Origin of the sequence: Leptospira yasudae, assembly GCF_003545925.1 — a bacterium.
GTDB classification, from domain to species: Bacteria; Spirochaetota; Leptospiria; order Leptospirales; family Leptospiraceae; genus Leptospira; species Leptospira yasudae.
In genome coordinates this window covers 47,313-61,533 of the sequence record NZ_QHCU01000010.1, presented here as the reverse complement: position 1 = coordinate 61,533, position 14,221 = coordinate 47,313, and the positions used below count along the sequence as shown (strand labels likewise).

Here is a 14,221-nt window from a genome sequence, read left to right as displayed (position 1 = left end):
GGTAAAGGTATTACCCTACTCTATTTTGAAACGGGGAACTATGATAAGGGTTTAGAGCCTTGGCGATAGGTCCACGATTCGTGTTCAATTCGGCAAATGTGAGATAAGCCGCTCTTAGTTATGTCTCCTAAGATTGGTTTGGACTAGAATCGTGTACTAAATAAATGTCAAGGATTTTATGGGACATAATTTAAAAAAAGAGACATAATAGAAAGGTTTTTTGGGCTCCGCCCTGCAAGGTATCTCACTTCCTTGCAGGTGGAATATTGTGAACACGAATCTGGATTTAGATTCAAAACAACTTTACCTATTTGAAAATCGAGTACAAGACTTTTTTTTAAGAAAATTTAAAATTTTCGATTTCTATGAAACTTCATTATTTGGATGAGGGTGCGGTTGCTATATCTATCAAATGGGAACGAGCATTCCCATTTGTGTTAGTTGAGTATGGATAAGTCATTTTGGTATCCAGCGATTATACTTTCGTATTTCTTTTTTTCTTTTTCCATTTCGTTTTCAATGAATTTTCTTATATAATCTGCTACTGGCTTCTTTATGCCTTTTTTGACTTTGCCGTTTTTAATGAAAAGTTTATACAGTTTCTTTGCTTTAGTTGAATCATACTCTAGGGGGTTGATTTCTCTTTCGAGTTTCTTTTCGAACTCGGGTTCGGGCAGGCCGGCAGTTGCGATTCTAATGTCATTTATTGCATCTTGGATTGTTTTAGATTCCTTTCTAATGAAATGTTGGCCATTGTAAATTCTCAAGTAATTGCTAGCCGCTCTTCTATCAAAACCCAAATAAGATTTATTCTTCTCTATATGATCTATGAAATGGCCATGTCCTACGGTGTCCTTAACTTTGGAGAGGTATGCGCCGAATTCGATTGAGGCATTTATTGTTCTTCGGTGTGCGTTTAGTAAGGACTCGTAGTGTTCTTTAAGTTCTTTTAGTTGCGGGTCAATAGAAGTGACTGAACTAATCGTATCCAGCTCAGTATTGTCCGATGCTTGAGCTTTTAGCTTTGAGTTCTTGTTTTTCAGCTTTTCTTTAAGCCGATCATTTCTGTTGGGAATATTATTTTGTGCCATTTGAAACCTCATGCGCCAAAACTAAAAATCGCTCGAATGCGGAATGTTTTTTGGGATTTAAAAATTCTCCTAAGTTCGAAGCAGAATGAACGATATCGTCATTATAGTTTGCAAACTTACTAACAGAAAGACCGTTATGCTCGCAAACTTCAATCAGGTCTTCAATTCTCCTTTTAGATACTCTTGAAGGTACGACTGTAAATTTGATTTTTTTGGATGAGCTTGATTCGACTTCCTTAAAAACTTTATACATTGCATCGGTTCCTTCTTGTCCCCAATCCCCATATTCCATTGGAGAAATAATATGGTCTGCGCTGTGAATGGCAGCTAGAAGAACAACATTTACAACGTTATGTAGATCAAGTAAAATGAAGTCGTAATCGAGTTTGCGTAACAGATTTTCGAATCTATATTTAAGCCTAGGGTCATCATAAAATTCTAAATCAACCTTTTTGAGGCGTTCGATGGTTGGAATAAAATCAAAATTCTCGCCTGTTTTGAATATGTATTTTGAATAGTCATCCGCCTCAAAAAGCATGTTAAATGAGTTTTTAAAAGTTGTCTCTTGCTCGTTTACTCCGAAGCGGGAAAGTGTGAACTTGCTCAAGCTTCGATTAAAATCGAAGTCAATAAGTAACACCTTGTAGCCTAAATAAGACAAAGTTTGACCGAGGAATATGGTGTTAGTGGTTTTTCCGACTCCACCCTTCCCGGAACAAATGGGAATTATTTTCATGATTTTAAAAGAATAGAAATCTTAGAATTTTTGCGAAAGCGTAAAAAATTATGTCAGGTATATTTTTTGAAATTTTCAAATGGGAATGAGCGTTCCCATTTGAAAATTCTTTAATAATATATTTCAAAGCCTCAGTTTTTTTGAGGAACTTACATAAACCGGGATGGTGTTTTAGTCTATTTTCCTATGGGAATTACTGGGAAATATAAAAAAAATCATTTTGTTTAGCTTTCAAATTATATCCTGAACTATCTGTCTCTTTCAGCTTTCTTGACCCTGCTAAAAGAAATAATTTATTCGGTCGTAGTAGAGTAGGGGATCTTATGAAATCAAGAGTAGAGTGCGATCAGGCGGTGTTTGCAATGATCGATAAAATTTTCGAGGAGGCGAAAAGAGGGGAGTTGGACTTGGAGGCGGTTGCGAAACAAGTTTCGAGGGATATTACGGATTATTTTTATTCGAATTTTGAGCCGCAAATTCAATTGCAGTCCGAAGCCAATTTATCCGATCTGAGGAAGGGTTTGAGTCCAAGAACTGAGTTAGAACATCCTTTAGATTCTCGGCTTCGAGCATCTTAATGAAGTTCGTGTCTCTTTTCATTTCTATTATATTTTTACCTGCCTTAATGAATGGTTCGCCTTCATTGTGGTTCACCCATCTGTCGTTGAAGCCTTCTTTTTTTAGAATCTCGACTCGAACTACAGGCATAAGAGTTTTGCCGTATTTGTATGAATGGTAAGTGGGCTTACTAATTTTGCCTAGAAGGATAGTCATTGCATCTTCATCGAATCCAAGAACCTCCTCAATAAACAAATATCGATTTTTTGAATCAGAGTAATCTACATTAGGGTCGAGTTTTAAATTCATGCGGTCCATTACGTTTTATAGATAATACAAAATAAAGTCTATACAAATTATATATAATATAAAATACGGTAAATATAGTTTTTTCCTGTGTCAATTACAGGAAAGTTCGGGAAATCAAGAAATATTCCCAAATAGGATATTGATCGTGAATATTTTTCATAAAACGACTCCGGCGCAACCAAATGTGAGTCAGGCTTTCGTTGTGGGTATGAATTCAAAATTCGTACGAATGACATTTTCGAAACTCCATTTCTTGCGATACTACAGCGAAATGCCACTCGCGCAACATATAAAAATTCTAATATACGAAAACTTCTCAATTAACAATTCAAGGTTATTCAAACTAATTTCGAAAACTCCCCGTTATATCCCAAGGGTCGTATAAGATGGACCCGCTTGAAATTTATAGAATTCAGCCCGCCGGAGAAAGACCGGACGGAGAACCCTTGTTTGAAGTGTACAATCGGTTCACGAACGAGGTCGTTTACTCCCGTTTCTCCCGTCCGATTTGCGCCGGGTGGGTTATCGACCAACACCTTCGATATATCGGTCACGTAAAATTCCGTGAACTTTCAAAAACTGCGTAAATTGGAAAAAGGAACCTTAGAGAAAAATGAACATTTTTTATTACTCAGCACTAATTTTCGGAATTGTCGGCTTTCTGATAATCAAATTCGGGCCATATTTCCGTAAGCAGTCGAAAGCGGAAATTTTAAAAGAAATAAACCAAGCGTATTTAGAGAAGTAAAACGAAGGAATAAACTCAGTTGGATAATTCGCAGGCAACATTAGAACGAAATAGAGAAAAGATCAATGCAAAGGAGGACAGACACGAAATAGAAAGGATTCTAAACAAACACGGTTGGGAGAATAATAATTACTTTCAGTTCGAGTCAAGAGACATACCGCAGATAAAAATCAGAATACGTGAAGACCATTTGGAATTTCAGGATAAATACGACCAGTGTTTCTTTTTTACGGACAAGCTCGAAGAAATTAGTTCGGTGTTGAAGTTCATTCGTCACATGTCGGGTCATGGAATTCAAGGTCGCGATATTCCGAATCGAACGTATAAATTCATGGCTCAAAACATGTTTAGGGATTAAGAAGATGTCCGTTAAAACTATCGAACGAGTCGCGCATACTACAAACTTCACCGTAACAAGTAATTCCTTTAGCAGAGATCAAAGACTTAGTAACAAGACGAAAGGACTGTTCCTTATCATCCTTGGAATGCCTGATGATTGGAAATTTCGTGCGAGACAACTTTGTGTCTATTCTTCAGACGAAGAAAGTGCGGTTCTCTCTGGATTAAAAGAGTTAGCTCACTTCGGATACGCGGAACTCGTTCGGATCAGAAACCCGAAAACGGGGCATTTGTCACAGTATTGGTGCTTTTCTGAGGTTTCTAAAAAGCCGGAAGAGAAATCGCCGTTCGTCAGAAGTACGAAAAAGAAAAAGCAAGATACGAAAAATCTTTTACTTTTTGAAGATACAAAAGAGAACTCCGAACCCGCACAGGAAATTTTAAAAAACCTGGATTTTCCGGTCCCGGTGAATCCGGTTTCGGAAGATCCGAACTCGGTAAGCCGCAACCTACTAAATACTAAGAAAGAAATACTGAATCACGAAGTACTTTCAAACGAAGAAAAAAAGAAACAAATTCAAACTTCTAGAGAGAGTAGGGGAGACAATCCGCACAAAACGGATCTTCGCGATTCGGAAAAACAGCAAACAGAATGTTACCCTGAAACTTGGCTTGAGAACTTCAAAAAAATCTATTTCGAAAATCACAAGAGCATCCTCGGGGAATCCCCGATCGAGAAGAATAGTCTTGAGACTCTATTCCAAATGACAGAAGGATCTTGGGAATTGGTACAAGAAAAGATTGAAGTCCTGATCGAATATCGAAAGGGATATGAACTTTTTTGGAGAAGACAATGTGTGAGTCCCGAGACAGTCCTAAAATTTTGGTCTCGGTTGATAAAAGTTGAAGAAGTAAAATACGAAAAACCAAAAGCGAACTATCAAAAAAAGAAAAAGGAGTACGTAACGAAACCACCCCAAAAGCAAGAGTTCCAAAACAAAAAAAACGAAGTAAAAAATATAGAAGCAGTACCGAATTCACCTCATGAGTGTTTTCTCAAGTGGGCGATCGAATTGTTGCCATTCACCTCTTTCGAATATTACAGAGACAATAGAAATCCTTCCCTCTACGAAGAATCAAAACAACTGATGTACAACAAATATTTCGCAGAAGTTGCTCCACCGCAGTTTCGAACTGCTAAAGGAGTCAAAGCTTGCGAATTGTATGCCTACACAGCAAATGCAGAGGAAAAAACAGCATGAACCAGATCTCAGAAAAAGAAATCGAAGAATTAAGAAACAAAGTGACCAATTTAAGAAAGATATTGAATCGCTTTGTAGAACCGAAATTCTCAAAAGCTCCAAAGCCCTTTGACGGGAACTATTTTGTTCAAGATGCGGACGGAATGCTTTTGGAATTAAGCCACAGGGATGCGCTTCGAATCATGGACTTGCGAAGAAGCCAGAAGATTCTTTGCGGTGACGCAGCGTAACAAAGACGAGGACAATAGAATGTTGGATAAAGAAAGAATCGAGTTTCATATTTACAAGCACTTTAAACCAGAATCCGGCCAAAGAAGGCTTTGGGGTTCAACGGGTCAGTGCTTTATAGGAGAGGACGGCGACAAGGTAGCTATTTTGGAAGCTGAGAAACTTCAAAGGCTGGCGCCCCTTGGCATTGAGTATTCCGTTCAAAAATACGTTTACTCGATCACACGAAAGAACAGACCCTCTAAAACCAAAATTTGGAGAAATGGAATTCTCTTAAAAGTCGCATAGTGAACATCCCTGGATTCTATATGTGAAAATGTTAAAAGTCCAGGGATTCTTTTTTAACCGATTCGAAGAAGTTAAATACTCTTCACGGTATTGAATCAAAATTTCAAAAACGAAATTTCTTTAAACCCATCTTACAAACTTCGAACGGCAGTGCCGCCTGATACTTCAGTTAGGTATTCTGAAGGAATTCTTTCTTTCAAAGGGATAAAAGTTTCTGAATGAGCTGGCACTTTTCGCGGGTGCTGGAGGAGGCTTACTCGGCGGCGCGTTGCTCGGATGGAAAACCGTCTGTGCCGTGGAACTCAACTCATACTGTGCCAGACGACTACTCCAGCGACAAAATGAAGGACACCTGCCACCGTTCCCCGTTTGGGATAATGTTTGTACCTTTGATGGACGACCTTGGAAAGGACTTATTGATGTGGTGGCGGGAGGTTTTCCTTGCCAGGACATTTCAATTGCCGGAAAGGGAGGAGGAATTGACAGCGAACGTTCCGGTCTTTGGAAAGAAATGTTCCGAATCATTTGCGAAGTTCGACCACGCTACGCTTTCGTGGAAAATTCCCCATTGCTTACCAGGCGTGGAATCGATCGAGTTCTTGGAAACTTGGCCTCGATGGGGTTTGATGCAATCTGGGGAGTGTTGGGAGCTGATAACGTTGGGGCTCCGCATATCCGAAAACGAATCTGGATACTGGCGTACACCCGATACGGGCACCGGAGGAGCGTTGAATCAGGAACAACTGGATTTGATTGTCGAAAAAAAAGTAAGACCTTCGGGACACCGAAGACAATTACGGCTTCAAGATCAAGTAAGAGATCAAAGGTTGTGGCCCACGCCTACCGTATGCGGAAATTACAATCGAAAGGGAGTAAGCAAAACTTCAGGAGAAGGACTTGCAACCGCAGTGAAGAAATATCCCACTCCAACGACTTCGATGATAACGGAAGGAGATTTATTTCAAGCCAAGTTTCATTCGAGCAAGCGACCCGAATACAGCGAGGTGAATGGTGGGCAGTTGAACCCCCGGTGGGTCGAGTGGTTAATGGGATGGCCGCTCGGTTGGACCAGCTCCGAGCAATTGGAAACGGACAAGTACCGGCAGTGGTATGTCTTGCATGGAGAGCTCTATTGAAACTAAAATCGGAAAACCTTATGTGAATTGAATGTAACAAAAATTAAGGACCGCACAAAATTCCATCCCTTAACTTTTTCCTAATCACAAAGCCAAATTAAAGGACTCTCTCGGTAAAAATAAATATTCGTGAGATGTGTTTGAAACAAATTCCAGTAACGTAATAGAGTCAGTAACCAATCAAGACGAGATAAAACTCGAACGTGTAAAGGTTCTTTTGGAGAAGATTCAATTTCATCCAAAGAATGAAAAAATATTCCGTCCTAAAACGGAAGAGTTCATCCGGCGATTAGCGGAGAATATAAAACGAAACGGATTACACGAACCAATATCACTTCAAAAGATCCCCGATTCAGATCTGTATCTTTGTCTCTCCGGCGAGCATAGAATCAAAGCGGTCAAACTCCTAGGATGGGTGGCTATCGATGCGTATATCGTTTCCCCTGATGATCCAGTTTCCTATATTGCCGAAAAAAATTACGGAAAAGGTCAGTATCATTTTAAAGACAGGCTCTTAACGTATCGCGAGTTTTGTCCGGAGTTTTTTACCGGAACAAAAATTTTCCTAGAAAAACTCAATGAAATCAGTAAGAAAACGGGAATCCTTGTCTCTACACTGAAAGGCGATCTAAAGAAAATCAGAAAGGGTTCAAACAAAGAGGATTCGATTGAAATCCTGCACGAACTTTGGGCTAAGAAAAAGATTCGAAATCTTCGGATAAACTTAGCGGATCAAGGAAACGGAAAATTCCTTCTAAAAGTCCACGGTAAGAACTTGAATTATGAATGGCGCGGAGCGTTTAAAGAAGTGGTTTGCGAGTGCGCGAAGGCGGCCCGTTCCAAATACTTTGACAAAAACTTTAAATCCGAAAACGAAGAGACGGCCTCTCGAATAAAGGCGTTACGAAAAGAGGCGGGACTAACTCAGTTCCAGCTCGCTCAAGGACTCGGTTACTCGCAAAGCTATTTCGCGGAACTTGAAGGCGGGAAATGGGAGTGTTCGGAAGCACTGTTTGAACAGATCGCTCTTTTTTGTCAGGAGAGAATCGCTTGAGTTTTGAAATTATTTGCGGTTCCGCTGATACGGTTCTAAAGGACTACAGAGAAAAAAATCTGATCTATCCGAAGTTCGATTGCCTCGTGACCTCGCCGCCGTATTTCCAAAAACGAAAATACTTAGATGTAACTCATCCGTCAGTAGGACTTGAGATAGGGCGAGAGAGAAAAACAAAACAGTATTTTTCTCACCTCGCATTGGTATTCAGGGAGGCCGCGAAACACTTAAAAGATTCCGCGACGGTGTTCGTAAACATCGGTGATACCTTCCAACACGGACAAGCGATCCGAATCCCTTCCGGGTTCGTTGACTTTATGAAAGAAGAGGGATACCACTTTGTTCAGGAAATCGTCTGGGCGAAATCTATTTCAACGGACTCCGGTAACGTTGGATCGTGTAAGCCGGAATCGGCGAAGAGAAGATTCACAAACTCACACGAATACGTTTTGTTCTTTGTTCGTGATATGGATCTTTACTATTTTAACGCTGAAAGTGTTTCGGTTCCGATCTCTCAAATCCATCACGATCAAATTCACAGCTTTTTAAAAATAAAGGAAACCACAGCTTGCGAACATTTAAAAGAGGAAACATTCCCACTAAAAGAATATAAATCTTACTTGGCCGAAACTCCTACCTCCGTTCGTGACCGGATCTTAGAAAATAAAATCAAGTCAGGAAATTTCACCGCAAGACGACGATCGGTTTGGCAGATACCAACCCCGAATTCAAGAAATAGACACACGGCAGTCGGGCCGGAACGTCTTTTTGAGATTTGTGTACTCGCGGGTTGTCCGGAAGGAGGAACCGTTCTAGATCCGTTTGCTGGAGAGGGAACTGTCGGTAAAACTGCACTCAAAAACAAACGAAGATTTGTGGGTATCGATCTGGACGAAAGATCCTGTTCGGAAGCAAAAAGAAATTTGGATTCAGTTCTTCCAAAGGCGTCTTGAATTTTTCATTCACCTCTACTACGATACCGCGCTGGACTTTAAGATTCTCATCACTCGATGAAAAAGAAAACGAAACCTCCCCCAAAGAAGAAAACAAAGAGTAGTGGAGGGAGGAAAACACATTCCGTAAAGAAAGGCTACGATGTTCTTTCGGAGGAAATCAAAGAAGAGATTCGAGTCCATTATCTCCGGGGTGTTGGACGAGAGACAATTTGTAAGAAATTCAAAGTTTCGTATAAGAAGTTAGATAACCTTATCCAAGTAAATGACTGGAATGTCGAGCGTAAGGAAATTTCAGGAAATTTAAGGAAGGAATTGAGGGGTAAGATTGTAGCCGATTTAGCCCAAACACTCGCAAGACTGAATGAAGAAGCGGTTGAATTCATGGATTTTCTTAGATCACGCATCCTTGACGAAGAGGTTTCCAACCTTGACCTTTCATTTCTTTTTAAATCCCGCAACACTATTATCAAAGAACTTCTCCGATCTCTTGGACAACCGGATACTATCAGGCACGAATCCGGTAACTCGGAAGAAAGAAGCCAGGTAAACATTCAAATTGTAACGGGGGTCGGTGAACGTCCCGGAGCGGTTGAGAAGTTAATCGGCGGGAAACGGGTAGTTGTCGAAGAAATCTCTTCTAAAGATCGATCCGAAGAAAACTAACGCAACAAATGTCCAACGAAATCAAGTCTTCTCCGAAAAACAACCCCGCGCCTTAGACGAGGATTGGTCTGCGCCTTATGTGCAGGAAATCTGCTACGACGGCGGAGCGCGTAGCGGCAAAACTTATCTGATTATAAAGGCTATCATATCAAGGGCTTGGATTTCTCCGAACTCTCGTCACCTCATTGCACGCTACAGACTCAATCATCTTAAAATCTCCGTATGGAAACAGACTCTCATTCCTTGCCTCAAAGAAATGGGATTCGTCGAGGACCGTGATTTTACAATCAACGAATCACTCCACATTCTGACATTCACAAACGGTTCCGAGATATACGGCGCGGGTCTTGACGATGCCGATCGCGTGGAAAAGATCATGGGGACTGAGTTTTGTACGATCTTTATCAATGAAGCGACTCAAATCTCGTACGCGACTTACCAGAAAATCAAAACCCGTCTCTCTCTTGTTCGTGAAGAACTATTAAACAAACTGATCGTAGACTGTAACCCCAGAAACCGCTTCCATTGGATCTTTAAGTATTTTGTTTTAAGACAAGATCCCGAAACAGGAAACGCGTTATCCGCATCAAGACTTCAAAGGATGTCGAGACGTTCATGGACTCCTTTAGACAATCCTTTTCTTTCGAAAGAGTACGTCCAGATGCTTGAGGAGCTTACCGGTGCTGAACGCGAACGGCTCTTTCTTGGTCAGTGGATCGATGTAGAGGGACTTGTTTATCCCAAATTTGAAGAGGCGATTGTCGAACCTTTCACAATTCCTGAAACCTGGGACTGTGCTGGTGCTGTGGATTTTGGTTACACGAATCCATTTGTTTTTCTTTGGCTCTACTTCGACAAATCAAACGAAACCTGGTATTTGGCGGATGAACACTACGAACGCGAAAAAACAGTTCGCACACACTGTGAAGAGATAAAGAAAAACCGAAAACCAAACCTCTTTATAGTCGCCGATCACGATGCGGAAGACCGCGCGACAATGGCCGAGTGCGGACTTGCGACAATCGCCGCGGACAAAGACATTTCCACGGGTATTCAAGCCCTAATGAAACTCCTCGACGCGAAACAAGGCGTCAAGCTTCGAATCTTTAGAACCTGTGTTCACACGATCGAAGAATTTTCAATTTACTCTTGGGTTCCTGCAAAAGACGGAAAGAATGCAAAGGAAGTCCCCGGCAAGGACCACGATCATTCTATGGACTGTCTCAGATACTTCGCGCTAAAGATTGTCGGAAGAAAGAATTCGATTATTACTCGGGAAAAAGAAACCGTAAAAAAAGAAATTGAGGACCGACCTGTAAGGCTTTCCGACATTCAAAATCAAAGACTTGCAAGGCTTGGACTTCAACCCGGTTTTCAGCATTCAAGAAACTAACCTTCTCCGATTCTCTCAAATATTTCAAAGTGATTTCATAAACCTGGAAAGGATGAAATCTTGGAAGCAGAAATACAATCTCAAGAAACCGAAAACTTAACATTAGAAGATTCGCAAAACTCGAATCTGACCGCGCAAAGTGAAGAACAATCAAAAGAACAAGAAACGATAGAATTCTTAGATAAAGACGAAGAGAAAAACGACAACGAAACGGATACCTTTCTTTCGAATCTAATATTGAAACTTGAATCCGACAAAATTCAAAATCTATTCGACAGCCTAGTATCCTCGGTCGTAAACAAACAAGCCCGCGATACAGTTCTTCATTTACTTTTTACTAAAGGGATTCGCGTTCTTAGGGAATCGGGACTTCTCGAAGGATCTCCTGAAAAAGATACCAGTTTCGCGATTGCGATTGGAAAACTTCCTGAGAACGAAAGGCAGGTACTTTTTGATAGCGTATGTTCCTCGATCGAGAATCACAAAGGGCGCGAGACAGTTCTTCATATTCTTTTTTGGAAAGCCTCAAAGCTTGTTCGTGAATTCCAAAACCAAAAAAGAAAATAACCCCTCCTCGATATGCAGAGAGAATCAAGATTTTCAGAATATAGAGTCGTACGAGAACTAACTTACGCTTGGCTTTATTATTTTCTTTCTCTTCAATCCGCTCTTCTCGGGAATAATCGGGATCAAAAGCAATTTGAGATTCGAAAATCCGTTTGGTCGGATGCAATGGATTCGCTAAGAAAGAAATTCTATGGCGAACTTCTCATAAGACCAACGTTTTTCCCGAAAACGATTCAGGTAACTCCCGATCCTTCCAAAGACTATTCACCGCTTCGAAGACAAACTAAAATAGAATTCCCGGAAGGGGTTGTATACCGCGAAGACCTAAACGAGAAGGATCAGGAAATCTTCGATTTTCTTGCCCGCGACTGGAACGAAGTGTATTTAAAGGAAAGAGACAAAGCGACAATTCTAGGATACGTCGCCGAATACATGATAGGAGAGGGAGAAGACCCGGACGAATTAAAACGTCTGTCCTTACCCGAATTCTCAGAAAAAGCGATCGCGCACAATCTCCCCGGTCTTGAAGATATTGACGTCTTACGAGAAGAGGTAGGTCTCACAAAAGAACAAACATACGCGCTTCTTTACACTGAGTCAAAAGGAGCCGAGTGGCTTGCGATATATGACAACCGGGGAGAAAGAAAAGGGAAAGCGTTTGAACTCATAACGAACATGTATCGCCGCCAAATCGTCGAGGCATTGGCGAGGAATGCAACCGAGGAAGAAATCGAATCCTTGATGATCTCGCCGGATGATACGGAGATCAAAGATGCCCTTGGAATGTTTGAAGAGGGGATTTCCGAGGAAGAGAGATCCCTCCGGGAAAAAGAATACGAAGAACTTGTAACCGATCATCTGAATAGAGACATGGCTCGTTTCGCGTTTACCGAGTGCGCGATCAATTTCAATAACGGAAAACTTCTCATGCTCGCAAACGAAAGCGAGACCGCGACGTATGTTCGAATGTCCGGCGGGAATTACGGAAACCCGCACAGCCACACAAATCCGGTCCGGTGTAACGAGTGTAAGCGGTTTCGAAACGAAATTGCAAGAGTCTTCCCTTCCAAAGAAAGCCTTAAAGACAAACGATACATGAAAAGTCTTGGTCTTGTCTATCTCGGACAAGATCAGTTCTATGGAGACCCGAAAACTACAATAGCGGTCTGGCCCGGAAAATCAAACGCGGAAAGAAAATATGGTGAATACTGGTTCTGTTGTCCCATGCACCCGAATTGCAGTTGCGAATACGAAGTCGTCGAAGAAGAGAAAGAAGAAAGAGAAGAGAACGAGATTGACGAAATATTTCGAGAGGGTCGCATCCGTGACGCAAAAGAAAGGTTAAGGACCGACGCAAGATATGAAGAAGAGGTGAAGGCGAACGAGGAACGGATTCGATTAGAAAGAATTTTTGGACCGATTCGGAAGAGTGATGTATACCGAAGTGGGATCTGGGAGGAACCCATGTGCAGCCATGAAGAAGAATCGGAATGGCTCTCAGAATTTATCACTTGGAAACAAAATCAAAACTTTTAAGCGGAACAATCAGACGTTACATTCCTTGGAACCAATCCATCAATAAAGGCGGATACGGATTCATCGAAACAGAGAATCAAAGATGTTTTTTCTTCAATGCGAAGTATTCCAGTCTCAGAGAGGATGAAATCCAAAACGGAACACCCGTTGAATTCGAAACAAGACGCGGCTTTGACAAAGTAAAAGGTGTTTTCGAAACGCAAGCGACAAGGGTTCGTAGGATTTGAGGAAATCCGGCCAGGGCGGTCAAACGCCCTTTTCCATTCCTACAAAACCAAACGTTTTAACACCGCTCACAAACGAGGAGCTTCTTGATCGTAGAGGTGAATCGGCACTCTGGTACAGACTTACACCTTGTCCTTGCCCACAAGAGGAAAGACTTCCGGATTGTAAGTATTGTTTAGACGGGCTTATCCGAACCTTTCAAGAAACCCTTACCATCCAAGAAGAGTTTGCCTACAAAATCCAAGGAAGTAAGGTATATACGAGGTTTGCACCGATTACGGAAATCGTTAGCGCGGTTCTTCAATCCCAAGGCAAACAAACTCCCCTTACGGTAACACATACAAATGAGGATTCTTTTGAGGTTTTAGAAAATCTCAAATACTGGAACGCGGTTCTTTTAAAATACAATGTAAGCCTAATCGAAGAGAAATTCTTTGAGGTCATCGGGCGTAACGAATACGAACTTTTCCCGGAACTAAACAAAGAGGCGATCGTCGGAGTCGTAGAAGTTTTTAAGGTTCCGGAGGATGAAAACGAATCTCCCTTTGAAGTTGAAATCAGCGGTCATTCCCTAAACTCAATCGTTTTCCCGAAACGAGTAAGCGGACGATACCGGGTCAAGGTTCAAACCTTTAACCCGGTAAAAATTGCATACAAGACATTTAGAAACGATCCCGATTCAAGAAAACTATTCGAGAGAAGCCAGATCACGTTTCAAGAAGGCGAACTCATGGCTGTTATGGGTGGAGGTTACAAAATGGGGGAAGGAGATATTATAACCCTTCTTGTCACGACTCTAAGACACTCCGAATTCGTATCCTTCCAAAATTCAAAATACGACACTGTATCTTATTCCCCGATCGCATCTGTCGATCAGATCCTTTCTAAAGAACGAAACGGAATCAAAACGCACAAACGCGGCGAGGACTATATCGTTTACGGAGGATCAAAAATCCAGTGGTTGTCCGATAAACCGAAAAACGGTTACACCATAATCTACGATTATCATCCAACATTTCGAATAACGGGATTTGTAGAGGGTGGAAGTGGAGAAGACCGCGAAAAACCAAGGATCTTCAAAATGAAACCACTTTCAAACTTCAACGGAAGAGGATCGTTAAACTAACAATCA

14 protein-coding genes and 1 pseudogene are annotated in these 14,221 nt (G+C 41.3%); 12 read left to right on the top strand and 3 right to left on the bottom strand.

The annotated features are described in order from the left end of the window. Positions 1–437: 437 nt before the first annotated feature. The 3 genes from DLM76_RS20685 to DLM76_RS20675 form a co-directional block, all read right to left on the bottom strand. Positions 438–1,091 (bottom strand): hypothetical protein, encoded by a 654-nt coding sequence (locus DLM76_RS20685; protein WP_118966443.1) that lies wholly within the window; start codon positions 1,089–1,091, stop codon positions 438–440. Then, positions 1,078–1,827, bottom strand: coding sequence for a ParA family protein (locus tag DLM76_RS20680; RefSeq protein WP_118966442.1), 750 nt, complete (start codon positions 1,825–1,827; stop codon positions 1,078–1,080). Before DLM76_RS20680 ends, DLM76_RS20685 begins: the two co-directional genes overlap by 14 nt. Positions 1,828–2,268: 441 nt before the next feature. Next, positions 2,269–2,694: a hypothetical protein gene (locus tag DLM76_RS20675; protein ID WP_135779631.1), complete on the bottom strand. Its 426-nt coding sequence runs from the start codon at positions 2,692–2,694 to the stop codon at positions 2,269–2,271. A 767-nt stretch (positions 2,695–3,461) separates the two neighbouring features. On the opposite strand from DLM76_RS20675, the gene DLM76_RS20665 reads away from it, so the two are divergent. The 12 genes and pseudogenes from DLM76_RS20665 to DLM76_RS20605 all read left to right on the top strand — a co-directional run bounded on the left by DLM76_RS20665 (position 3,462) and on the right by DLM76_RS20605 (position 14,215). Further along, positions 3,462–3,800 (top strand): hypothetical protein, encoded by a 339-nt coding sequence (locus tag DLM76_RS20665; protein WP_118966439.1) that lies wholly within the window; start codon positions 3,462–3,464, stop codon positions 3,798–3,800. A gap of 4 nt (positions 3,801–3,804) precedes the next feature. After that, the gene (locus tag DLM76_RS20660) at positions 3,805–5,043 is read left to right on the top strand and encodes a hypothetical protein (protein WP_147455814.1); all 1,239 of its coding nucleotides are present in this window, start codon (positions 3,805–3,807) and stop codon (positions 5,041–5,043) included. Then, complete coding sequence (locus DLM76_RS20655; protein WP_118966437.1) at positions 5,040–5,273, top strand: hypothetical protein; 234 nt, start codon at positions 5,040–5,042, stop codon at positions 5,271–5,273. Before DLM76_RS20660 ends, DLM76_RS20655 begins: the two co-directional genes overlap by 4 nt. 19 nt (positions 5,274–5,292) lie before the next feature. Beyond that, positions 5,293–5,559 carry a hypothetical protein gene (locus DLM76_RS20650; RefSeq protein WP_174714653.1) on the top strand — a complete coding sequence of 89 codons (267 nt, stop codon included), beginning with the start codon at positions 5,293–5,295 and terminating at the stop codon, positions 5,557–5,559. 268 nt (positions 5,560–5,827) lie between these two features. After that, positions 5,828–6,721, top strand: coding sequence for a DNA cytosine methyltransferase (locus tag DLM76_RS20645; protein ID WP_241548324.1), 894 nt, complete (start codon positions 5,828–5,830; stop codon positions 6,719–6,721). Positions 6,722–6,858: 137 nt separating this feature from the next. After that, the gene (locus DLM76_RS20640) at positions 6,859–7,749 is read left to right on the top strand and encodes a ParB N-terminal domain-containing protein (protein WP_118966456.1); all 891 of its coding nucleotides are present in this window, start codon (positions 6,859–6,861) and stop codon (positions 7,747–7,749) included. After that, positions 7,746–8,702, top strand: a complete 957-nt coding sequence (locus DLM76_RS20635; RefSeq protein WP_118966435.1) for a DNA-methyltransferase — start codon at positions 7,746–7,748, stop codon at positions 8,700–8,702. Before DLM76_RS20640 ends, DLM76_RS20635 begins: the two co-directional genes overlap by 4 nt. A gap of 57 nt (positions 8,703–8,759) precedes the next feature. Then, positions 8,760–9,368 (top strand): hypothetical protein, encoded by a 609-nt coding sequence (locus DLM76_RS20630; RefSeq protein ID WP_118966434.1) that lies wholly within the window; start codon positions 8,760–8,762, stop codon positions 9,366–9,368. Next, positions 9,325–10,761 carry a PBSX family phage terminase large subunit gene (locus tag DLM76_RS20625; protein ID WP_118966433.1) on the top strand — a complete coding sequence of 479 codons (1,437 nt, stop codon included), beginning with the start codon at positions 9,325–9,327 and terminating at the stop codon, positions 10,759–10,761. Before DLM76_RS20630 ends, DLM76_RS20625 begins: the two co-directional genes overlap by 44 nt. A gap of 579 nt (positions 10,762–11,340) precedes the next feature. Next, positions 11,341–12,312: pseudogene (locus DLM76_RS22025) on the top strand (hypothetical protein); the annotation flags it as partial. After that, positions 12,295–12,864, top strand: a complete 570-nt coding sequence (locus DLM76_RS22020; protein ID WP_241548325.1) for a hypothetical protein — start codon at positions 12,295–12,297, stop codon at positions 12,862–12,864. The pseudogene DLM76_RS22025 and the gene DLM76_RS22020, both read left to right, overlap by 18 nt. Before the next feature lie 223 nt (positions 12,865–13,087). Beyond that, positions 13,088–14,215, top strand: coding sequence for a hypothetical protein (locus DLM76_RS20605; RefSeq protein ID WP_118966429.1), 1,128 nt, complete (start codon positions 13,088–13,090; stop codon positions 14,213–14,215). Positions 14,216–14,221: the final 6 nt, after the last annotated feature.